At 38.5% G+C, this 24,018-nt stretch carries 21 protein-coding genes; 8 read left to right on the top strand and 13 right to left on the bottom strand.

Annotation, left to right across the window (positions count from 1 at the left end; all coding sequences use genetic code 11):
- The first annotated feature begins 239 nt into the window (after window positions 1-239).
- Window positions 240-1,442 carry a hypothetical protein gene (locus tag JST56_06425; protein MBS1988593.1) on the top strand — a complete coding sequence of 401 codons (1,203 nt, stop codon included), beginning with the start codon at window positions 240-242 and terminating at the stop codon, window positions 1,440-1,442.
- 47 nt (window positions 1,443-1,489) lie between these two features.
- Here the strand turns inward: JST56_06425 and JST56_06430 are convergent, their stop codons facing one another.
- Window positions 1,490-2,992: an FAD-dependent oxidoreductase gene (locus JST56_06430; GenBank protein ID MBS1988594.1), complete on the bottom strand. Its 1,503-nt coding sequence runs from the start codon at window positions 2,990-2,992 to the stop codon at window positions 1,490-1,492.
- Window positions 2,993-3,004: 12 nt separating this feature from the next.
- Window positions 3,005-4,537, bottom strand: a complete 1,533-nt coding sequence (locus tag JST56_06435; GenBank protein ID MBS1988595.1) for an FAD-dependent oxidoreductase — start codon at window positions 4,535-4,537, stop codon at window positions 3,005-3,007.
- Between the two features lie 229 nt (window positions 4,538-4,766).
- Here JST56_06435 and JST56_06440 point away from each other — a divergent pair, with 229 nt between their 5' ends.
- Window positions 4,767-7,838 (top strand): leucine-rich repeat domain-containing protein, encoded by a 3,072-nt coding sequence (locus tag JST56_06440; protein ID MBS1988596.1) that lies wholly within the window; start codon window positions 4,767-4,769, stop codon window positions 7,836-7,838.
- Window positions 7,839-7,947: 109 nt separating this feature from the next.
- Here JST56_06440 and JST56_06445 read toward each other — a convergent pair whose 3' ends face one another.
- Together JST56_06445 and JST56_06450 are read right to left on the bottom strand one after the other, a co-directional pair.
- Window positions 7,948-8,301, bottom strand: a complete 354-nt coding sequence (locus JST56_06445) for a hypothetical protein (protein ID MBS1988597.1) — start codon at window positions 8,299-8,301, stop codon at window positions 7,948-7,950.
- Window positions 8,302-8,325: 24 nt separating this feature from the next.
- Window positions 8,326-8,718, bottom strand: a complete 393-nt coding sequence (locus JST56_06450; protein MBS1988598.1) for a hypothetical protein — start codon at window positions 8,716-8,718, stop codon at window positions 8,326-8,328.
- A 128-nt stretch (window positions 8,719-8,846) separates the two neighbouring features.
- Between JST56_06450 and JST56_06455 the strand changes: the two genes are divergently transcribed.
- From JST56_06455 to JST56_06465, 3 genes are all read left to right on the top strand, one after another.
- Complete coding sequence (locus JST56_06455; protein MBS1988599.1) at window positions 8,847-10,139, top strand: serine hydroxymethyltransferase; 1,293 nt, start codon at window positions 8,847-8,849, stop codon at window positions 10,137-10,139.
- A gap of 120 nt (window positions 10,140-10,259) precedes the next feature.
- Entirely contained in the window at window positions 10,260-10,403 is a 144-nt protein-coding gene (locus tag JST56_06460) for a hypothetical protein (protein ID MBS1988600.1), read from the top strand.
- Window positions 10,404-10,819: 416 nt separating this feature from the next.
- Window positions 10,820-11,551: a hypothetical protein gene (locus tag JST56_06465; GenBank protein MBS1988601.1), complete on the top strand. Its 732-nt coding sequence runs from the start codon at window positions 10,820-10,822 to the stop codon at window positions 11,549-11,551.
- Between the two features lie 21 nt (window positions 11,552-11,572).
- Here the strand turns inward: JST56_06465 and pgeF are convergent, their stop codons facing one another.
- Window positions 11,573-12,283, bottom strand: coding sequence for a peptidoglycan editing factor PgeF (pgeF, locus tag JST56_06470; GenBank protein ID MBS1988602.1), 711 nt, complete (start codon window positions 12,281-12,283; stop codon window positions 11,573-11,575).
- Window positions 12,284-12,432: 149 nt separating this feature from the next.
- On the opposite strand from pgeF, the gene JST56_06475 reads away from it, so the two are divergent.
- The gene (locus tag JST56_06475) at window positions 12,433-13,350 is read left to right on the top strand and encodes a DMT family transporter (GenBank protein ID MBS1988603.1); all 918 of its coding nucleotides are present in this window, start codon (window positions 12,433-12,435) and stop codon (window positions 13,348-13,350) included.
- Window positions 13,351-13,366: 16 nt separating this feature from the next.
- Here the strand turns inward: JST56_06475 and JST56_06480 are convergent, their stop codons facing one another.
- On the bottom strand, window positions 13,367-14,281 hold the full coding sequence (locus JST56_06480) for an A/G-specific adenine glycosylase (GenBank protein ID MBS1988604.1): 915 nt from the start codon (window positions 14,279-14,281) through the stop codon (window positions 13,367-13,369).
- 149 nt (window positions 14,282-14,430) lie between these two features.
- Here JST56_06480 and JST56_06485 point away from each other — a divergent pair, with 149 nt between their 5' ends.
- Complete coding sequence (locus JST56_06485) at window positions 14,431-15,330, top strand: DMT family transporter (protein ID MBS1988605.1); 900 nt, start codon at window positions 14,431-14,433, stop codon at window positions 15,328-15,330.
- Window positions 15,331-15,335: 5 nt separating this feature from the next.
- Here the strand turns inward: JST56_06485 and ftsZ are convergent, their stop codons facing one another.
- The 7 genes from ftsZ to JST56_06520 all read right to left on the bottom strand — a co-directional run bounded on the left by ftsZ (window position 15,336) and on the right by JST56_06520 (window position 21,662).
- Window positions 15,336-16,637 (bottom strand): cell division protein FtsZ, encoded by a 1,302-nt coding sequence (gene ftsZ, locus JST56_06490; protein ID MBS1988606.1) that lies wholly within the window; start codon window positions 16,635-16,637, stop codon window positions 15,336-15,338.
- 45 nt (window positions 16,638-16,682) lie between these two features.
- Window positions 16,683-17,939 carry a cell division protein FtsA gene (gene ftsA / locus JST56_06495; protein MBS1988607.1) on the bottom strand — a complete coding sequence of 419 codons (1,257 nt, stop codon included), beginning with the start codon at window positions 17,937-17,939 and terminating at the stop codon, window positions 16,683-16,685.
- Complete coding sequence (locus JST56_06500; protein ID MBS1988608.1) at window positions 17,936-18,757, bottom strand: hypothetical protein; 822 nt, start codon at window positions 18,755-18,757, stop codon at window positions 17,936-17,938. The genes ftsA and JST56_06500 overlap by 4 nt, the downstream gene beginning before the upstream one ends.
- Window positions 18,758-18,983: 226 nt before the next feature.
- Window positions 18,984-19,193, bottom strand: a complete 210-nt coding sequence (locus JST56_06505; protein ID MBS1988609.1) for a hypothetical protein — start codon at window positions 19,191-19,193, stop codon at window positions 18,984-18,986.
- 202 nt (window positions 19,194-19,395) lie between these two features.
- Window positions 19,396-20,031, bottom strand: coding sequence for a hypothetical protein (locus tag JST56_06510; protein ID MBS1988610.1), 636 nt, complete (start codon window positions 20,029-20,031; stop codon window positions 19,396-19,398).
- Window positions 20,032-20,057: 26 nt separating this feature from the next.
- Window positions 20,058-20,801: an RNA methyltransferase gene (locus JST56_06515; GenBank protein ID MBS1988611.1), complete on the bottom strand. Its 744-nt coding sequence runs from the start codon at window positions 20,799-20,801 to the stop codon at window positions 20,058-20,060.
- 153 nt (window positions 20,802-20,954) lie between these two features.
- Entirely contained in the window at window positions 20,955-21,662 is a 708-nt protein-coding gene (locus JST56_06520; protein ID MBS1988612.1) for a hypothetical protein, read from the bottom strand.
- A 662-nt stretch (window positions 21,663-22,324) separates the two neighbouring features.
- Between JST56_06520 and JST56_06525 the strand changes: the two genes are divergently transcribed.
- Window positions 22,325-23,995: an ankyrin repeat domain-containing protein gene (locus tag JST56_06525; GenBank protein MBS1988613.1), complete on the top strand. Its 1,671-nt coding sequence runs from the start codon at window positions 22,325-22,327 to the stop codon at window positions 23,993-23,995.
- Window positions 23,996-24,018: the final 23 nt, after the last annotated feature.

Here is a 24,018-nt window from a genome sequence, read left to right on the forward strand (position 1 = left end):
GTACCACCATTCCCAATAATATCAATAAAAAGAATTACTTTTCCCCTCCTGAAAAAGCCCACTAACTAAGACTTTATACATCAAAATTGTAAGTCTGAAATAAAAAATTAAGCTTAATTTTTTATTTTGCTCAAATGAATAAATTCAAAGCTTTTTTGTAATCAATAACCCTCCCTGCCGGTATTTACAATTAGAATTTATTGTGCTATCTTAAACCTATATAAGTGGGGGGTTATTTCATGAATACAAAGTTTTTATCAGTGCTTTTTGCAGGAATTATTGTAAGCAATGCACCAATCGAATGCATGCACGAACCAGAAAAATTGAATACAAATAATAAGAATAAACGCAGTCGATCTTATTATGAAAATACACCATCTGAACCTGATGGGGAGCTCAAATATCGACGACTCGAAGGTGAATTCGACTCTGCTGATCAGTTAGAAAATATCGATTCTAAAAAAGTAGATGATCCATTAGAAACAAAATTAATTAATGAGCCTCTTTTTAATCAGCTTATTAAAGAAGGCCAAACCCTGCTGCTCTCTCTATCTCAAACTCAACGTATGATTCAAGTTCAAACAATAGACTCTCAAACTGAGTACACTATTTTTTCTCAAGATGGTACACGCTTTACACTTGGCAGTCACTCATATATTTATCTTAATACCTTTGAACCTGGAATGGAGCTGTATTTTCCTTATGCATGTAATCATCCACTCACAATCGATGAAGTTGAAGAGCTTGCAAAACCTGCTCTTCTTGTATGCCCTCTTTGTAGGGCACCACAAACCGAGCAACAAACACTTGTAATTCCTAAGCTTGAGCTTCCGGTATGTGACCTACAAAAAATCCCCTATGAATTCCTACAGTTCATTACAATCAAGCCACCTCTGCAATACCAACGCGAAATTTTTGAACAATGCACAAATCTGCTTATGCCATCTTCAGAAGAAATTATTAGATACATGAACCAGATTGAAGATGCAGCTCGCATAGAACAAGAAGACCTTCAAACTAAACTTCTTGCCCTTGAGCATAAGAAAAGAGAAGACGAAAAGATTAAACAAGCACATAAGCAACTCATAACTCGCCCTCTCAAAAAAATCATTGAAAAATCCAATAAATGCGATGATTACTATAAACGAATTGATTATCTTCAAAAATTTAAGAAGCTTTATAATGAACTTCTATCTACATCTCCAGAAGTAATTGATTACAAAGGGCTTATTCAAGCCGCCCTACTCAGCAAACATGGTTCACAAAATTTTCTTATAACAATTTTTGTCGATTTAAAAAATTTACCAACTCAGCAAGTGTTCTTCAACCTCCAGGATCACCCCGACCTTTGGCTTGATATAGCCGCAAGCCCCTATGCAACTCCTGCTGACACCAAGCTTTTAATCCATTTCGGGCTGAATCCACAGACCATCTCTCAATAAATTATAGGGGAGGTCACAAAGAATCCTCTGCAACCTCCTCCTACATTTTATAGACGGAAAGTTTGATCAATTTTTTGCTTAAGCTGATCGCGCGTCAGCACGCCAATAACCCGAGAAACTTCTTTTCCGCTGCGCACCAATAAAAACGTTGGCACGCTTTTAATTTCAGTTCCGCGAAGTCTTTTTACCAATAAGCCAGCTTCAATATCCATATTGGAGATACTCACTTTGATAAAATTAACTTTGCCTTGATATCCCTTTGCAAGCTCTTCAAAAACAGGCATCATGCGCTTGCACGATGAACAAGCTGGAGAATAAAAATCGATAACCAGTGGCAATGAAGCATCAAGAACAAGCTTTTTAAAATCATCCTGTGTATAAATTTCACTTGCTCCTCGATATTCACTGATATTACTTTCATCACTCGCAACATAATCATGATGCAATCCTAAATCACTTCGAGTATTGTATCCCCAATCTTTTTGAGCTGAAAAAGGAAGACCAACCTCTTCAAGAAAGTTTTTTGCTTGAATCGCCGCAATGCAACCTTGCCCAGCACAGGCTATTGCGGAGGAAAACCTGCTCGCGCAGACCTCACCGGCAGCAAACACACCCTCTCTTGATGTTGCTTGATTTATACCAAGCTCAATTGTTCCTCGTTCATTAAGTTTTATTTGGTCCTTAAAAAGTGATGTTTTTGGTCGAGATCCAATCGCTAAAAAGATACCATCAACGTTAATAGTCGATTGTTGATTTGTTTTATTATTCCGCACAACTAACTGCGTTACGGCATTACCATCGCCCTTAACTTCTTGCGCATCAGTATTAAATACAACTTTAACATTTGGCCTTGCTAATAAGCGATCCAATTCTTGAGGATCTCGAGCCGCAAGACGATCTTCACGCGCAACAATTAACACCTCTCGAGCAATACTTGCAAGATGCGTTGCTTCAAAAATAGCCGATTGCCCACTTCCAATAACGGCAACTTTTTTATTTTTATACAAAGGACCATCACACCAAACACAGGTACAAACCCCTTTTCCAAAATACCCATTATCACCGCTTTCACCTGGAATACCGAGTAAATTAGGTTCAGATCCCATAGCAATAATGCAACTCAAAGCAGTTCGTTCAACAATAACACCGTCATCAAGGCGTCGAGTTGTAACTCGATAGGGCCAAAATGAAAAATCAACATTAATGACTTCTTCTTCAAGAATAGGGATTTTATTTGCCTGAACATGGCTGCTCATTTCATCGATAATGTCAGAACCAGCAGCTCCCGGTTTTCCTGGCCAGTTTCTCACCATTCTTGCCTTCATGAGTGCACCTTCAGGCACAGGTCCTTGGATAACTAAGCACGAAACACCGTTTTCAGTAAAACACGATGCCGCTGCAAGACCTGAAAGTCCACCTCCAAGAATTATCACCGACGTTGGCTGCTCTGCCCGATTTAAACTTGAAATATGCAACTTTGCTTGCATGTCGTACAAACTACAACAGACAATAATACTGATTAAAATAAGCTGATTAAAAATCTTGTTCATCACTGCTCCTGTCTATTTTTTTTTAAGTAATATCTCTTGAATTCCCTGCTTAAGCTGCTCACGGGTACACATGCCACCAATGCGCCCAACTTCTCTACCATCACGTACAAACAAGAACGTCGGAACTGCTCGCACTTCATTACCGTGCAACATTTTAACCAGTGAGCCGGCACTCGGAACACTATTGCTGACATTTATTTTAATAAAGTTTACTCTATCTTTATAAACTTCTGCCAGATCATCAAAAATAGGCTCCATACGCTTGCAGGGCATGCACCATGTTGAGTACAAGTCAATAACGGATGGCAGCTGCTCACGGGCAGTTAAACGAACAAATTCTCTCAAATCTTTTGGTTCGTGCACACGACGTCGCTTACCTTCATGCTCGGGTTCTTTTGCAACACGCACAGATTCAGAGACACGCACGTCATGACTAACGCCCTCTTCTTGTTGATGTTGATTTTGAAATGTTACTTCAAAACCAACATCTTCTAAAAACTTCTTTGCTTGCAAAGCGGCCATACATCCCTGACCTGAAGAGGTAATCGCTTGAATAAAAATAGGATCACAAACATCCCCAGCTGCAAATACCCCTGGCTTTGAAGTTCTTTGCTGATCCTTTAATATAATAAATCCACGCTGTTCAAGTTCAAGCTGATTTCTAAAAACTGCAGTTTTAGGCTGTGAACCGATAGCAAGAAAAAAACCATCTACATCGAGCACTTTACGCTCATGAGTTTTGCTATTTTCAACGATAACCTGGGTTACTTTTTTTCCATCACCCAAAATTTCTTTTGCTTGAGTATTAAATTGAACATTTACATTTGCTTTATGCAATGCTCGATCACGTGCTTGAATGTCTTTGGTGCGAAAAACATCTTTACGAATAAGCACATGTACTTCTTTGGCAATATTCGAAAGATAACCAGCTTCAACAATAGCAGCATCTCCTCCGCCAACTACCACCACTGTTTTATCTTTGTAAAGTGACCCTTCGCAGACAGCACAGTTACTGACACCGCGCCCCCAATAACCATTATTACCAGTCTCCCCAGGAATACCCAAAAAGTTTGGCTCCGCTCCCATAGCGATAATACAAGAAAGAACCTTGTATTCGATTACTTGACCATCGGTAAGCTGCCTAGTTTTGATACTGTAGGGCCATGATGAAAAATCAACCCCAATAACTTCTTGGGCAAGTATTGGAACATTATTTGAAATAACCTGATCTCTAATTTCTGAAACAATTTGAGCACCTGGAACATCATTTTTCCCTGGCCAATTGCGCACAGAGTGCGATTGAGCAAGCGCACCTCCAGGCTTTGATCCCTCAATAACTATACATGGAATGTTTGCTTGCGCCATGTAAAGTGCTGCCGTTAGACCTGCAATGCCACCGCCAAGAATAATTGCTGGAGTGGGTTTTTCACTAAGAGTGATATTTTTCATATGCAATACAGGGCTACTTTTTTCAGATGATAGACAGCCTGGCATGCAGTGCATAGCGGCAAGCATAAGCATGAAGCGCAGAGATGATCGACACATAAAAGCTCCTTTTATTCTGTTTTAAAAAAATAGTTTTTTCAAAAGATAACATATCAGGGGATAAAAAATCATCTATGCAAATAAATTGAATCTTAACGAGCAAAAGATTAATAGCGTGTCATTGATAATACAGGTATAATACGCCACATACGTAATTTATTTATACTTAAAAAAATTAGGACCAGAAAGTCTATTCCAATAAAAAATCTTACTAGCTATTAAAAAGGTTATGATGAATATTATGCGTTTTTTATTGAATTTAATTCTTCTTTCAACATTTTACTTGAGCTCCTCACAAGCAAATATCTCACCCTTGGCATTAAAAGGCCTTTTTAAGCACTTCAATGGCAATAAACTATACGCACCCAACATTGGTTGTGCTGCACTTAAAAATGGAACTATACATGCAATCCGTTTTTACAATGTCATTCCAGGACCAATAGACGTCCAGGGGCGTCGCTTATATATTCAGGACTCAGCACCCAAAGGAGATCCATTTGCAGCGCTCGCAATCTTGTTGTTCCCATCACCTGCGGGCCAGTTGACTGCTATGACAAATAACACCCAAAGTATTGGGGCTCAATTAAACGTTGAAGATATCGCTACACTCTTGAATTTTTGTGCAAAAGTTAGAACAACAGTTAAGTCTTTTGAAATCATGAATAATGGGGAAAAGTTACTCTTCATGGGCGGGAATGAATTTGGTAATAACTTTGGAAGTATTATCAAGCGACTTCAATCAGCGGCTCAAAATCAAGTTGATAAAGAATTTTTTAAAAATTTTTTAAGTAACAATCGACGTTTTCGCATATTTTTGCCACAGGCCCAAAAGCTCTTATCTGTCCTGTGCAAATGCATAGAGCTCGAAGAGCGCGATGATCGCAAAACACTTCATGCATCTAACCCTGAACATTACATACATTTTGAAAAATATACCGAAGCAACATTTTACCCAAAATACACAGCTGAGATGCTACTCAATGCTTTCTTTTGTTTAAAATTCGGTTCAGACGAAATTCCAAATCTTATTAATAACTTAGATGAACAAATTGTTGATCATGAAGTAATGTTTGAAAGCGGTTTAATTGATAAAACCGATCTCCAAAAATCTATTGCACAAAAAGATTGCGATGTAACACTTGACGACCTCTGGGTAATTCAAAATAAAGACTTGATCGAAAGTGTTATTCCATATGCACGGAGATGCAAACCAGTCAACAATGGTCTTGCGTGTGGGTATAACCGAGAAAGCAATCAATTACTTGAAAACAAAGCTTTTGCCGATTGTACCGAAACAACTATTCGTCACTTGTGTAATTTAGCTTTGTATAACAAACAAACCAAAGATTGGAATTTGCATCATGCTCTGGAAAAAATTAAGAACATAAAAACAGTTGATATGCTTGAAGCATTTTATCAACTTCAAAAACCTGAACAAGCAAACTCAGGTGAAAAGACAATACGTAATGCTTGGAGCAAAGTAGTAAATAATCTTGATTCTAAAATTCGCTACAATAAAAAATATCTTCCACTTAGTTGCAATAATGATAACGAAGTTGATAGCGGTCTTGTTAACATCATGCGAGTACTCAACGTTGTTTTTGAACTTGAACTTCAACAAGAACCATTCTTCCATAACGACAATCAGTACGCCCAAGATGTAAGGAAATGGATGGAGAATGGACTTGAAACCTTTTTTAAAAGAGTTGCTCCTGAGAAGCAAAATATAGATATTCGCTTTAATGATGTTGCAACCTACACCGCTTCTGATAAACGTAAAGATTGTTCTGCAAAAATCACCATACAGGTTAACCAAGATTTTAAATTTTTGATGAAAATTACACCTGGCCACGCACAATTTGACTCAATTACGAGCCTTATTCCAATAGATAGAAAGCCTGTAGAAGAGATTTCTTGTCACCATACCCAGATATTACAAAACTCAACTGGAGAACAGATTTTATTGTTATCAGAAACAAAATCTGTTGTAACAACATGCCTGCATAAACTTTTTTCAAAAAATATCATTGATAGCGCCTCAATTATTATCATGCTCAAACAATTACATGAGATGCTTAAAAAGAACATTATTTCTTACCCTCGAGGAAAATCAATATTGCAAAATGCACTACAGTCCTTTTTATGGGAAGACCAACAAATGTGTAAAAACATTCAACCCGTTATTGAAAGTTTCCTTGGATTGAAAAACAATAGCATAGATGAAGTCCTGCAACACGAGGTGAAAACCTTAATTTACAATAAAAAATCAGATAGATTTGAAACGGAAGAGCAAGCACATGAATTTTTTAAAGATATAAGGTGGTTTATCGCTGAAAATAAGATTAATCAAAAAAAAATAACATTTTCTAGCGACAACTGCCCTAATCTAAAAAAAATCAATCTTGCACTAATCAATCTTGCAACAATAAATCTTGATCCGCTTGATGTGAAAGCTAATATTGAATTAATTGAAATATCCGGATCATTTAATGAACTTGAAGAAATTCACTTACCAGAATTAGGAATTAAAAAACTGAAGATTGCTGGCCACTACCCTAAATTAAAAGAGCTCATTGTTCATGTTTATCCCCAACGCATGAACGCATTAGAAGCTAAGCTTGAATCGATTGAACTCTCTGGATCATTTAATAATCTTGAACTGATTGGTCTCCAAGGTACGGGAATTAAAAAACTAAAATTTTCTCGCGGCAACTTTCCTAACTTAAAAACACTCTATTTGCATGAGCTACCCAAGCTTGAATCGATTGAACTCTCTGGATCATTTAATACAGTTCGAAGAATAGACATTACTTATTCAGTAATTAAAAAATTAAAAATTTCTAGCGATAACTTCCCTAATTTAGAAAGAATCAGTCTTAAATCTACACCTAAGCTTGAATCGATTGAACTCTCAGGATCGTTCAATAATCTTGGCAAGATTGGTTTGTCTCACTCCAAGATTAAGAATCTGAAACTTTCTGGTGACAACTGCCCTAACCTAAGAAAACTTGGCCTTAAATCTACAAGAAACCTTGAATCGATTGAACTCTCTGGATCGTTTTATAGGCTTCATGAAATTAACCTCCTAGCCTCAGAGATTAAAAATCTAAACATTTCCGGTGATAACTGCCCCAACTTAAGAAACCTCATGCTTATGTGTACAAGAAACCTTGAATCTATAGAGCTTTCAAAATCATTTAATGAGCTTCAAGCAATTAACCTGGCAACATCCAAAATTAAAGAATTGGTATTAGATAAAAATTTATTTCCAAAGCTCAATAGAATTGTTCTGGAATCATAAACTTATTTCTTGGGTTAATTAACCCCACTAATCTACGATACTATAATTTCGGAAAAGGCACTGGCTTTTTTACCAGCGCCTTTAGATATTTTTGAATAAGTTACTCAAGTTAGACTTCAACAGCTCGCCTCTTCTTAGACTTTCTTGCCTTACCGACTTGCTTTTTAAGCTGTTTCACTTCTCGCCAAATTTTATCAATCTTATTATTTAAACCCTCAAGATCAGCCTTCAAAGCTCTTCGTAAATCGTCCATTTCTTCACGCAAATTTTTTACTGCGCGATGCGATCCACCATCATCACCACTTCGATTGGCACTTGAAGCAATTGTACCACCAAGCAAACCACCAAACATGCCACCCGCCATTCCGCCAGCAAATGAATCACCACCTCCTCGAGCATAAATTCGATAGCACGCAGCAAGTGACATTACGGCGAATACGCTTATAACTATTAATTTTTTCATAAATTCACCCTTCAATTTTTATTTTTATGGTCGACGACGAAGCACTGCGAAGCCCAATCCTGCCACGGCCGCCATGAGTAAACCAACCAAGACAACTAAGAAAATCATCAACGGATCGGTTCCTTGAGGTTGAGCATGCTTAACTTTTGTTTTTAATTTACTGTGCTCAAGCTCGCGCTCGAGACGAGCAATTCGCTCTTGATCTTGGTTTCGGCGCATCTCTTGCCGATCTTCTGCTCGTCGAATTTCATCCTCAGCTCGAGTTGCACGACGCCCTGATGAGTCTGCTGCAGCCTGACCAATCATGGTACCAACTGCAAGACCGCCAAGCGCACCGACAACGGCATCCCCACCGCGTCCTTGAAGTGGTAATAACACACTTGCAGCAACTAAACCTGCTAAAATAATCTTTTTCATAGCTAATCTCCCGAGGTTCAACAATTCAGGTAAAAAATGGTACTCTTTGCATGTACTCAATTACGAGTATAACAATAAATAAATACTAACAGTCAATACTTTTAAAGAGTTAAAGCCGAGGAGAACCGATGGAAAACGCGATTTTTAAGCTCATCCAGCTAGAAGAGCAGCGCCAAGAACAATGCGTTAACCTGATAGCATCTGAGAACTATGTTCACCCAGATGTACTGGCCGCCACAGGCTCGGTTTTAACCAATAAGTATGCTGAAGGATATCCAGGAAGGCGTTACTACGGCGGCTGTGAAATTGTTGATCAGATTGAAAGCAAGGCTATCCAGCTTGCTCAAGAACTCTTTAAAGCTGACTGTGCGAATGTACAACCGCACTCCGGCTCTTCTGCAAATATGGCGGTCTATTTTAGCCAGCTGCAGCTTGGTGATACTATTTTGGCTATGAGCCTTGATGCTGGCGGACACTTGACCCATGGACATAAAATGAACTTCTCTGGAAAACTTTATAATATGATCCACTACGGCATTAACCCTGAAACAGGGCTTCTTGATTATAATCAAATCGAACAATTGGCCGCACAGCACAGACCTAAAATGTTGGTTGCTGGCGCCAGTGCTTATTCTCGCCTCATTGATTATGCTCGGCTTGCCCACATTGCCAAAACCCACAATATGCTCTTCTTTGTTGATATGGCCCATATCGCAGGCCTTGTGGCTGCAGGGATTATTCCAAGCCCAGTCCCTTATGCTGATATTGTGAGCAGCACTACTCACAAAACACTGCGCGGTCCCCGAGGGGGCATAATTGTGAGCAAGCAACCATTTGGTGCGAGCATTGATAAAACTATTATTCCAGGGAGCCAGGGCGGACCATTGCTCCATGTTATTGCGGCTAAAGCTATAGCATTTACCCAAGCACTTGAACCGTCATTTAAAACCTACCAAGAGCAAGTCATTAAAAATGCTCAAGCTATGGCGCAAACATTTCAGGAGCTTGGTTACCACGTTATTTCAGGTGGAACTGACACACACCTCTTCTTAATCGACCTGAAAAAAAGCGCTATCTCCAGCTCAAGTACAACAAAAATTACCGGCAAGCTCGTCGAAGAGACGTTGGGGCGTTGCAATATCACCCTCAACCGCAACATGGTCTTCCAGGACACCGAAAGTCCTTTCATTACCAGCGGCATTCGTATTGGAACACCTGCAATCACCACACGTGGCTTTACAGAACTTGAAGCTGTTCAATTGGTTCATTGGATCGATGAGGCAATTAGACGACATGACGATGAGCATTTTTTAACTCATCTCAAAGCAGAAATTATGACCCTGTGTAGCAAATTCCCTATTTATGGAAGCATCCCTGTTGCTGGAGTTTTCGGCAAAGCAGGCTTTGAAAAAGCTATCTAATTAACCCTGCTCCTATTAAAAGACCCATTTTTTCCCCCATAAAAGTCGTTTCTTTACAAAAATCAAAAAAATGATAAGTTGAAAATATATTAGTAATAAATTGAAATGGAGTCCATTCTTATGATTACTACAATTTTCAAGAAATCATTGTCGCTTGTTGTTGTTTTTATAAGCTTATTTTTTTCACAGACTACGCACGCTTTTATTTACCGCGTTGATGTTCTTGCAAAACCCATAACACTTGCCTCGGGTGAAAAAAGGTAATCGTTGCATTACTTGGAAGCGATCATCACGAACTAGCAAAAGATTTTCCTGAAGTTCAAACAATTCTTATTGATCAACTTTCACGAAAACTTGAAGCCAAAAAAGCAACTACCAAAATCCTTTTTGAAGGGACTTTCACAAGCTCTGAGTGGTGTCAGCTCGATAACCACCTTAAAGAGAATATTAATACTTTTCTTTGCAGCAATAACCATAAAATAAGTACCCTCCAAACATTTTGCCTACCACCAGAAAGCCTGTGTACAAAATTTCCTCATCTTGATAGAGCATCAATTAATAATCTTAACACTGAATGTATTGAAGTTCGGCAAGCTCATAACATTGCTGCATCATTTGGCTTAGATGGACTTATTGAAGAACATCCCGATTTTTTTGATAAATACCTATCTGGGTTATTCATGGAAGAACTCTTTGGACAAATTACAATGTACCAAGCAAGAACACCTGATAAAGATTTTAAGCCTATTTTTAAGGAACTTTTTGATGCATGCAATAACCACCTGAAAAGCACCCGCTTTTTATCAGGCCAACAATACAAAAACTTTCTCAATGAAGGGCTTTATGGACAAGAACTCTTTGCTTTGTCACTCGAAGAGGAATTTCTTCCTCTGGACAGCATGATAGAGGCAAATGCCTTGTGGCTTCTGAGTCAATCATTCATTGAACAACAGGATAGATTCATTATCCTTGCTGGTGGATTTCATATAAACCCAAGCGCAGGCAACTTAGATCCAGATCATGAAAATGAATTTGAAATGTGCTCAGAAAACTCCCTAGGCCTTAGCTCATACCTTGAAATTGGTGGATACACTCATGTAACATCACTGGACATTCGCTCATCACTCATGGAAGGCATGCAAGAAGTTTCAAGAAAGATCGAACAGCAATTAGTAATAGGCGACGATAAAATTATGGGAGAATGCAAAAACCTGCTTGGCAAGCTTGCAACAGATATTGCCGACTTTATTACTGAGTGGACGCTCAAAACCGATTCACAAATTAATAAATTACTATCTCCTGAATTCAATATCATAACCCAAGATTCAGAAACACAAAATGATGAGCAAAAAACTCCAACCTCTTTTGCATACGACAATTCAAGTACAAATTCATGGTGCACGCTTTTATAAAATTACTTAAAAACGTTATTTTTACTCAATATCAGTAAGCAATGCACAAGTAAGTTGTCGCCCCGCAAGTCCACCGGAGCGGCGATGAGAATGAAACCCTTGCGTGCACATAGTGCACTGATTGTACTGCTGGTTGATATTTTCAGGCTTAACTCCTAATTCAATTAATAAGCTCTTATTAAATAAAACTTTATCAAAATAAACTTTGCCATTCCTCTTGATTAGTGCGCCACTGGCCAAATGATTATCTTTTACCAAATCACAAAAATCTTCTTGAACTTCATAACAACAGACTTTGGCTGCAGGACCAAAAAATACTTGGAGATCGCTAGGTTGAGTACCAACATTGCGTACAAGACTCTCAAGTGCATACGCTGCAATTCTGGCGACGGACCCTCGCCAACCTGCATGAACCACGGCAATAGCATGGTTAACAGGATCATACATCACAACTGGAAGACAATCGGCCGTTAAAACCCCCAAAGCAACTTCAGGTTGATTGGTCGTTAAATAGTCACCTTCGTGCTCAAAAATCTCAATTTCATTATTAATTTTATCAATAAATTGCCCTGCAACCCCATGAACCTGTTTTAAAACAACCAGGCTACGTGCCGGAAGTTGCGAACAAAGACTTTGGCAAAAAAATCCAAATTGGGCATCTTTTGGTGAAGTGCTGCAACTAAAAGCATCTCCAAAAAAAATACACAACCCTCCCTGTTGATGAATAATCATTTTTATTCCAAAACATAGCATTACCTATAAACAAAAAACTATACTTAAATTAGTGTAGAAAAAAGCCTAGAAAAAGTGTATAACCAGTATCTGCAAAAAAATATGAGGTTTATTTCACGGTTTATTATAGGGAGTTAATACGGTACTAGATGCTACCTATTATTATTTTAAACGCTTTGTTAGCAAGTACTTTCACACTTGGCAAAGTCGTTTTAAACTACACGAAACCAGTTTTCTTTGTCGGCATGAGCATGGTTATAGGAGGAATTATTCTCTTTTCGTATCAGCTTTTTACCGCTCGTCATAAACTAATTATTCAAAAAAAAGATCTCTGGCTGTTTTTTCAAGTAAGCTTTTTCACCATTTTTCTGAGTTATGTCCTACAATTTTGGGGCATGAATTATATGCCATCATCAAAGGCCTGCTTACTCTATAACTTTGGCCCCTTTACTTCATATCTAATTGCTTATCTTTTTTTCAAAGAAAAAATGTCATTTAAAAAATGGGCAGGACTTACGCTTGGCTTCATTGGTCTCTTTCCAATTCTCATGACAACAACCCCAAGAGAAGAGTTTCTACAGGGCATGTTTTTCATCTCTTTTCCAGAAATTGCCGTTATTATTTCTGCAGCTGCCTACAGTTATGGCTGGTTTATTATTCGAGAACTTGTACACGAACGACACTACTCTCCGCTCACGCTCAACGGCTATTCAATGCTCACCGGAGGAACTCTTGCGTTATGTACAGTTCCAGTACTTGAAGGCCCTATCGTTATCCACGATTTTTACCCATTCTTTGGGCTCTTGGCAAGCACCATCATTATCGAATACATGATCTGTAATAATTTATATGCTCGGTTACTTGATAAATATTCAGAAACATTCTTATCGCTAACAACATTTTCAATTCCAGTTTTTGGTGGATTTTATGGCTGGATTTTTCTCAATGAGCGAATTTCTTGGAACTACCTGCTTTCATGCTTAATTCTTTTTATTGCAATTCGCATGTTCAGTTCAGCTGAAAAAGGTGGCCGGCATCGCCCCAAAAAAAATAGAGAGTTTATATGAATGGCAATACATCAAGCTATACCTTGCTTCCTAATTGCAACTGATTTTCACAGAGCCAAATAAGCTTTTCTTGCAGCAAGTCATTCAATAAAATTTTGACTCGGTTTTCTTCTTTGCCCAGGCCTGCAAAGTGCATGAGTAAATCATCGGTACTTATTCCTGGAACATCGAGCAGTAACTGTAAAATCATCCCTCTAATCTGGCGATCTGAGCCTTCAAATTTGGATTGCTTGGTATAGTGCTTGCTAAACTGATTCAAGTTTCCAACATTTTTCTTGAGCATGACTCCGTAATCCATCAAAGCATAGTACCATGCTCGTGGCGCTTGATGATCAAGCGTTGCTTCAATTAAAGGCATAATTTGCTTATCGTAAACTTCGCGCAGATGCTTAAAGAAAAAGTAGATGAAAATAGTTCGGATATTCGTTTCAATAAAAATGGTTGGTTGATTATAAGAAAATGCCAAGATAGAGCTTGCTGTTGCTTTGCCAATGGCAGGAAAAGTAGCCAAAACTTCAGGGCACTGGGGTAGATTTCCATCAAATTCTGTCACAATTTTTTGAGCAATTTTTTGTAATGCAAGCGCTCGACGATTGTAACCAAGTCCCTTCCATAGGCGTAAAACCTCTTCAAACGATGCGCCGGCAAGCGTTTGAAAATCGGGAAATTGTTGCACAAATAAATCAAACTTTTTTGCAACACGGTCAGTCTGTGTTTGTTGGAGCATAATTTCTGAAACTACGACTCGATAAGGGCTAATCTCCTCTCGCCACGAAAATGAACGCCCACGAGCATGGTAGTAGTGATAAATTATTTCTCGAAAAAGCATAATTACTTTTTCAGAAAATCCTTCTTCTGCATATACTTGCTGTAACTCTTGTTGGAGCTGTCGATCTTTTTGAGCAATATCTAAATCGAAAAGTGTGTTCATAATAAGCTTGTACCTTTATTTTTGCCGTAGCATAAAATAAAGCTGTAACAATGTAAATTCACAAATTAGAAAGAATACAACACTAATACCCCGATTGAATAATTTCTGTTTACTGTTATGGTGTATAAGAACTTATTTAAAGGGGTTATATGTTTTGGATTTTTTTTGGCTTTGCTCTTCTTGCAAGCGCTATTTCGGTTAATAAAATTATTCTTGCAACACTACCTCCAACTTTTTTTGTAGGGCTACGAATGCTTTTGGGAGGGGCGATTTTATATGGATTGAATTATCGCTCATCACATCGGTTAAAATTTTCTTATCTCAAGCAAGATTGGCTTTTACTCCTCTGGATTGCTTCATGCACAACGCTCATTCCATCTATCTTGAAAGCTTTCGGATTACAAAACCTTGTCTCATCAAAAGCGGCATTTATCGGCGCTCTTGACCCATTTGTAACTACAATCTATTCATACATTTTATGGCGAGAGGTGCTTACACCAAAAAAATTGATTGGAATTATACTTGGGTTTGCTGGAGCTGTTATTCTCTGCTTTTCGCATAGTCCTATTGAGGATACATTTTATAATTTGCTCATTTTTTCATTGCCCGAGCTTGCAGCATTTGGAGCTGTTGCCCTTGGACGCTATGGCTGGATGCGCGCACAAATCACCATGAAACGTGATCGTTACACGCCACCAGAGCTCAATGGAATTATGATGCTGATTTCAGGAATAATCGCTCTGAGTGCATCATACTTTATTGATGACGTTGGTGTTTCCTACATTCCGCTAACACCATCATTTCTAAGCTTATTAGCCTATACCGTGGTTATCGGAAACGTTGTAGCCTACACCATGTATGCACAATTTTTGAAAGCGTACAGCGCAAACTTTGTTTCTCTAGCAGGCTTTTCTGTTCCAATTTTTGTTACGCTGTACGGTCGCATATTCTTAGGTGAAGCAATTACTCTGAATTTAGTTATTTCAGCAGTACTTATTCTTGTAGGTGTTTTCATCTTTTTTAACGATGAAATTAAAGCTGCTGCATGATAAAACTATTCAGGCAATTGAGAGTCTCCAAGTCGAGCATTTTTTCGTAAAAAAGTTGGTGCATCTAAATCGTGTTCATCATTTTGTGAAAATGATGCTGCAGCCTTGTCCATCGCTCGCTCTCTAGTCGGTGCCATTTGGCTAACCTGCTCAGACTCATGCGCAACCTCTTGCTCATAACTAAATTTACTTGGAGCACTTTCAAGTACGGGCTCACAATGTCTTTGATGAGCTCGTGAGTATTCTTGAATAATTGGTTTACGAGCAACACTTCTGTCCATTGCAGAAGAATACCGACTGTCTTCTTGGCGCATTCGCGCAGTACTCAATACTTTTTCTGGCTGAGCTATATCACCAAACCCGGTTGCAATAACCGTGATAACAATTTCATCACCAACACTATTATCAACAACAGAACCAAGGATAATATTTGCATCTTCACGAACCATCTCGTACAGAAGCATTGCTGCATCATTGATCTCATAAAGCCCAAGGTTTTCGTTCCCGGTGATATTAATCAGAACACCTCGAGCGCCCTGAATATTGACCTCTTCAAGCAATGGAGAGCTAATCGCTTTAAGCGCAGCATTACGAGCTCGATCTTGTCCTGATGCACGACCTGTTCCCATAATTGCCATGCCCATATCTTTCATAATGGAGCGGACGTCTGCAAAATCAACATTAATATGTCCAGCTTTGGTAATAATATCGGATATACCTTTAACAGCCTGCTTCAAGATATCATTTGATTGCGCAAAAGCATCGAGCATTGAAATATCTTTATCTGAAATTTCAAGAAGACGTTGATTAGGTACAACAAGCAAAGTATCAACATCATTTTTAAGATGCTTGATTGCCTCTTCAGCAAAATAAAGGCGTCGCTTACCTTCAAATAAAAATGGCTTGGTAACAATCGCTATAGTTAAAATCCCTAATTCTTTAGCTGCACTTGCAATCACTGGCAGCGCACCTGTTCCCGTGCCGCCTCCCAACCCTGCCGTCAAAAAGAGAATATCGGTTCCCTCCAAAGACTCTAAAATGGCGTCGATGTCCTCTTCTGCCGCCCTGCGCCCTAAGTCTGGATTTGATCCAGCACCTAGCCCTTTAGTAATTTTCACGCCAAGATGAATCTTCTTTTTTGCAGCAGAAAGATCCAAAGATTGTGCATCGGTATTGGTAACAATAAAATCAACTCGATCAAGATCTGATGATTTCATCATCCAATTAACAGCATTGCAACCAGCACCGCCAATGCCAATCACCTTCAAATTTGCACCCTGAACAATATTCGTCTCTTCTTCAAGCATGATATCTAACATGAAATCTCCTTTCTTGCTGCCGCGTTGCACTTCCTAAAAGAAGTCATAAATCCAAGACTTCATCCGCTTGAAAAGCGCACTGACAGCTGCATCTTGTGTTTGCTCTTTACTTTGGTTTCCACGAATTCCTGTTGCATAAACAAGCAGTCCATATCCTGTTGCATAAACAGGACTTTTAAGCATATCTGGTATCGAATGCAATGCTCCATCGGTATAACCACCAGGTACACCTATTCGAACACGCATTTCAAGATTTTCCGATGCGAGTTCTTTCATACCGGACAAAAGCGCACCTCCTCCAGTCAATACAAGCCCTGCTGGCATGAATTGCTTAAGTCTGAATTCAACAAACTCTTCATCAAAAAGATCAAAAAGTTCTTCTGCTCTAAATCGTAAAATTTCTGAAGGCATACTTAATTGCACCGTCTTTATACCGCCTTCATATCCAAGATCAACATCAACATACTCTTCAATTTGTTCGGCAATACCATCACGCAAAACGGTACCATAGCAACGCTTAATCTCTTCAGCTTTAGTAAAAGGAATACCAAGACCAACAGCAATGTCATTGGTAAAATGATTTCCGGCAACGGGAATTACTTTTGAGTGCCTAATACGACCATCTTTATAAATAGCAAAGTCAGATGTTCCACCGCCAATATCCAAAATTCCTACACCCATTTCACGCTCTGCATCAGTAAGCACCGCATCAGCAGATGCCAGTTGCTCAAGAACAATATCTTGCACCCCAACGCCTGCAAGTTCACACGCTTTGATAATGTTTTGAGCAGACGCAACGGCACCTGTTACAATATGAACTTGCGCCTCAAGCCTAACTCCATACATCCCCAGTGAGTCTAAAACATATTCCTGACCATCAACACGAAAGTATTGTGGAATGACATGCAAAATTTCCTGTCCTGCCGGCAGAGGAATCGCTTTTGCAGCTTCAATAACACGATCAACGTCCTGCTGTGAAACATCGCGACCCTTAACCGCAACCACGCCAGTTGAGTTAAAAGAGCGAATGTGACCTCCAGAGATACCAACAAACGCGGATTCAACCTGAATTCCTGCCATTTTTTCAGCTTCTTTAATGGCGGTTTTTATCGATTCAACGGTTGTTCCAATGTGAACAACAACCCCTTTTTTTAAGCCGTATGATGGATGATGTCCAATACCAAGAATCTCAAATCCTCCTTGTGTATTGACCACCGCAATAATCACGCAAATTTTTGTTGTTCCAATATCAATGGCAGTAACATGCCGCCCAAAAAATTTCTTGCTCATAATCGCCCCCCCCGTCTTGGCCTGTTAAGAAATTTTACATAAATTCTGTTATCAAACCTGATATCAAATAAAATATTGCATTCTTTGCTTGCAACCAAACGCGACGTAATGAGCTCTTTTTTTACAAGATCATTAAAAACAACATTAATTTTCTCAAACTTATGTGCATCAAAACATGAAGCCGCATCGACAACTATTTTACACGGGCAAGCGCTCTTTTCTGGAACAAGCGTTATGGAACTTGGATTATTAAAAGAAATGGCAAATTGATTCCACATATCATAAGGGACTTTTTGGATAAAATCATAAGCCTGAACGGCAAGTTTTTGACTGCACCACATCGATGCAACTGTAACATGGGGAAGCTGGTCAAGATTAAAATCTTGAAAGTCTGAAGCTGTAAGCAGGGAGCGACCACTCCCAATAACAAAATGATCATTTACAACAAACCGCGGCATTGCCCCTTCAACGATAATTTTAACCGTTTTTGGAGCAAGTAATTCATAATTTATTGTTCTGACCGCTTTAAATTGCTCTTTTAGTTTTGCATACAATTCTTCAGGCTTAAAATGAACAATCAGGCGATCAGCAGCATATTCTTGCACAGCAGCTTGAAGCGAATGAACAAGCTCAGTGGAATAGATATTATGAATTTGGCAGATCACTTGAGCTGGCTTAAACAAAGGTTCAATGCGTTCTTGCCATGCAGAGGCGATTGATTGCACACCTTTAATAATCACCGGAATGCTCAGGGCACAGAAAACTGCAAGCAAAAGCGATCGCCTTATAATTTTTTTCAACTTTTTTGCCGACATCATTTTTACTTCTCACTCCTTAGAAAGACTGAACTTCTTATTGAGTAATAGCAAAACGACGATCAAAAAAGCAAAATATTATCTTTCAAACATGAAAACAAATAAAAGAAAGGCACAGATCTATACGATTTCTGTGCCTGAAAGATAAGTCTCTTAAATTGAAGATCAAAAATAAAATTAGAGGTTAGTCATCAGATTTAATTTCAATATTTACTTTTTTTATACAGAATCAACTATTTACCTGAGCGTCATCAGTATCTTTAATTTTATCGATGAACATTCGCTTAGCTTGCTTTCCTTCTGCAGCCTGAACATACGTTGCAGCAAAGTATGAAACAAGCACGACAACGCTTACAATAAATAGTGTTGGAACCAAAAAGCACTTGCATTGATGCGAAATCACTTTTCTAAATTTATTGTTCCACCAAGAATTTTTCATACATCCTCCCCCTAGAAACATGTATTGATAGACGTAAGACAACTCATGGGAACTTTTAAGCCCCCATGAGTATTCTAAAATATTTTCTTATTGAAAATAAATAATTATGCAAAATTGAAGGAAAATTTATGATTAAAACGGAGTTAGATCATTTTAGTTTCAAACGCAAACCATACTCAAGAATAGACGCAACGAAAAATCACTAATCTGAGTTGGCGCCATTGAGGATAAACGCTTTCAACGCTTCACCAACAGACTTATAAGCAACGACTAAAGCACCTTGATTAAAACGTCTCATTTGCAACATAATGACCGCATCAACAATCATCTCAGCCCGCTTTACGGTCATTCCTTCAACATACAAATGTTCAAGAAGTAACTCGCCAAAATAATCTTTAAAATTGGATTCTATTCTGGCTAACCCAGATAAAAATTCATCTTTATTCCGAGGAGTAAAAATTTCATCTTCATCACGTCGAATTAAAAAGCTCTCAATCCAGACATAGATATCCTCCCCCTGAAACGCACCTGGTGCTGGGGCTGCCCTGTTTGTTCGCTTACCATAAGCCTGCGCAGCTTTTGCTATTATGTAACCAACTGCATCGTTATTAATATTTGGAGTGCCGTATATTTTTTCAAGCATCTCCTTGCCTTCAACATCGAAAAAAGCTGGCTTAAATCCTTTGAGAAGAACTTCTGCGGCAGCTCGCGTTGGAAGCAATGCAGCGTTACTCATTTCATTTATAATTTTCTGAGCTTGTTCTAGCGACATACCTTGCGCAGAATGTAAGAGTAAGCCCAATCCTAGAACAAAACAGAATAATAGCTTATAGCTCATCTACTCTCCCTTAAAATATTTTTGACCTAGAGTGTTTTGGTTTGGGTTGAGGCAAGAAACAATAAAATTCCAGATGCCACTGATGCGTTATACGAAATATCAGGAGTCTTTTGAGGAAGCGTAATCGCTTGCCCAAGAGCCTGAACATCCTTGGTAATACCCGTTGCTTCGTTACCAATCACGATAGCACAAGGCTTTTTGAACTCGACTTCGGTCGCCTTCTTACCATCAAGCACCGCCATGTAAAAGTTGTATCCAGCTTTTTTCAGGTCAACCACTGCAGATTTAAGCGATGGAACCAAGAAGATATCAAGATGTTCAACCAGGCCGGCAGATGCCTTGCATACAGCAGCATTCACTGGTGCAGACTTAGATTTACACATGACAACACCATCAACTCCCGTACAGTAAGCTGAGCGCAAAATAGCACCAACGTTGCGTACGTCTTGAATTGAGTCGAGCAATAAAATAAATGGCTTTTTTTCTGGTTCAAATGGCTTTGTAACAAATTTGTAGGGGGAAACCCAGGCAACAACGCCCATGTGATCTGAAGTCCCGGCCATACGATCAAGGATATCGCGTGAGACATACTGAACATTACCAACCGATTTTGGTAAATGGCGAGCAATACGCTCCCAGGCTTTTGGCGCAGGTTTGGTGGTATAAATTGAAATGATTTTTCGCTTCTTTGCCTTGATCAATTCGATAATTGGATGTGCACCATAGACCATATCGCCTTCTGGGCCATGAGATTTTGCTTTTGTTGCCATTGCTTATAACCGTTTAAATTAAGAAGATTAAATTAACTGAGTTAATTATACCTGATGGCACAATTTTGCGCAAAAGGGATTGTATCCTTAAAATCGGTAAAATGCTCTATTTTTATGGCGCAGACCAGATAAGAACAAGGCTCTTCGATGAACTCAGGGACCTTTAGAAAACCTCATCAAAGCTAGAGCAGCTTTTTCATCAGTATCAACGTCTGAAATATCAGAATCAGAGTCATCATCCATATCAGAATTAGTGTTGGGTATAATCTCTTGGCCTAATTGTTTGTTCAAATAATCACTCAGTAGTTTTTTACAAACTTCATGCCTATTATAATATTCTGGAGGCAGACCACTATAAGGCGGTTTTTCAGACAAAGCTTGCAGCCTTTTAATTTCACAATACTGACCATATTCATCTAAAAAAAAGTTGAAATAAAGTTGTTTGCCAGATCTCAAACTCCATTCCAACCAGTCGAATATATACCTTTGAACATAACTTTCTGGCAATATTTTTATTACATCACACAAGCATTGGAATACTGGCTTAACTCGGCTACCAATAAAGCTCGCTAAGAAATTCTGCAATGATTTAACCTTCCAGTGCGAGTCATTCTTGAAGCTTTTAAATTTAGCAACAAATAATTGAGCTTCATTATTTTCTGGTAACTCGTTAATCAATGCGCAGAGTCGTTCAGAAAACAATTCGTCCTCTTGCATTGCCCTATCTACTCGAACAATTTCGCGAGCAATTGTGCACGCTTCATCTTTCATCTTATTAAAGTTTCCCATAGCGTAAGCGGTTGATACCATAAAAAATGCGCTTACAAAAATAATAGCTTTGCGTGTAAAGCTAACAAGCATAAAAACCTCGATTTCAAAACACTTTATAAATTCGGATAGCAATTATGCATTTTTTGCAGATAAAAACAACCTGAAATATTCTTGTTTAAATAATTCCAGTTCTCATCTCGTTAGATTCAAGTTCATGTCGAGAAAAATATATTCTTGACGAATATTATGGCCAAAATTCATTGCTCAAGAACTGCGTACAACTCCTACCCAAGCAAAGAGTAATATAAGGAAATATTGACTCAATCGATAGTTTAATTACTTTTGTACTAATCTTATAGTCAACTACATAGTCAGCACAAAATCGAGCATTATAAGCCATAGATCAGTGACTACAATTATGCATAAATGAATAAAGCGTATAAGAGGCATCTTTGACGCTGTTTATGCAAATCATAAACTCAATGTTATGAATTTCATAAACAGTACTATACAATTTGCATAAAAATATGCTGGGAACTAGCCTAAAAATAGTCACCCAACGGAGTCAGGAATAATTTTTTGCTCATAAGAACTCAAAAACTCTCTAAATACCACGTCAACCCCACTCGAAGCTTATTGACAAATTGAATATATTTAGTAGTCTAAACTAAATATAAACACAAAATTCAACCGTATTATGTCTTTTAATTGGCCTACGCAATATTGGCCTACACAATAAAAATGGAGGTTTTATGAACTTTTTTCAAATATTTATTATGTCCGCATTAACTCTAGGATATGCACTTTCTTGCTCTAGTATGCAGGCTCCACAAGTCCCTCATCCAATTTCAACAGCCCTTCATGCGGCTGCTCAACATGGAAGAAATGACGAAGTAACCATGCGACTCCTTGGGGGAACTTATGCAGACACTCCAAATGCCCGTGGCCAGACGGCTCTTCATGGAGCATGCATGTTCTGCCATATCGAAACAATAACAACGCTTCTTGAGTATAATGCAGACCCAAATATTGTTTCCGATGATGGTACAAGCCCACTACTCTTTGTTACACTCAGCCAAAAATCTGAGAATGAAAAAATTGAAGCAATGAAAGTTTTATTGAGCTACGGCGCATCTATAACAGCTCAAAATGAAATTAATCTGCAGATGCCGCTCATTAGAGTGGCTTCAGATGGACTTTTTGAATTATCAAAATTTTTAATAGAACAAGGAGCTGATATTTATGCGGCTGAAAATGATGGGAATACAGCTCTCCATTTAGCCGCTTCTCATGGGCACTTGGAAGTTGTTAAGCTCTTACTCAAACATGATCAAGAAAAAAGACTCATCAACGCTCAAACCAACACCAAAATGACCGCACTCCATCTTGCATGCATTCACAACAAAAGAGCAGTCATTCAATACCTTATTACTCAGGGTGCGGATTGTTCGTTGCCAAATGATAGACAAGAAAGCCCATTGGCAATCATTATCAGAAAAAATCACTGGGATAGTCTTCAGTTTTTTACCAATAAAGAATCACTTGACCAGTTACATTTTCTCTTTAACGGGATAGTCAATACCGATAATTTTGAACAAGAAGACTGGGACGTTTTAGAAAAACTCGTACAGTACTGCCCTGCTTTACATTATGAATTTTTAAGCAAACAAGTAGATAAAAATGGTAATACTATTACTCATATTGCATGTCTTTTGGGCAGAGACGATTCAGTGAGCACATTTGTCAAATATGGAGCTCAACTCACAGGGACAAATTCGCAAGGACAAGACTGCATGGATCTGCGCAAAATCAACCGATTAAAACATGGTAATCAAGGTGACCATGAAATAAAGTTGCTCAATGATTTTAGAACTTTCACTAAAAATAACCAATACCAGTGGAATGACCTTATTGATCTTATTTCAAACAGTCCAGATCCACTCAAAAAATACTTTCTAACAAAGAGCGTTGACAAGAATCGCAACACACTGCTGCACGTCGCTACTCTTCTTGGCCTTGAAGACCAAAAAAGAATACTGATTGAACTGGGAGCTGATACTTCACGAACAAATATTTTTAATCAAACAGCCGCTGATCTTAAAATTATTCACAAATTCAACCTACAAAAAGAATTTAATAACTTAGTCAATATGGGCAGATATAGAAATAACTGGGATATGATTATTCGTCTTATTGAGTGTGCTCCACAAGACTGCAGAACAAAATTTCTTGCTCAAAAAATTGATCCTAATGGAAACACATTGTTACATCTCGCCTGCTTGTTGGGTCAAAAGCATTACTCTGACCAACTGACCAGACTTGGTGCCCAAATGGATTTGCAAAATGACAAAGGACAAACATGCATGGATTTACAAAGAATTAAAGACGCTCAAGATCGTAAAAAGTTAACTTTTACAAAATAAATACCCATCACCAATAGTTTACC

This window comes from Candidatus Dependentiae bacterium (assembly GCA_018266175.1).
Lineage (GTDB): Bacteria > Babelota > Babeliae > Babelales > RVW-14 > JAFEAY01.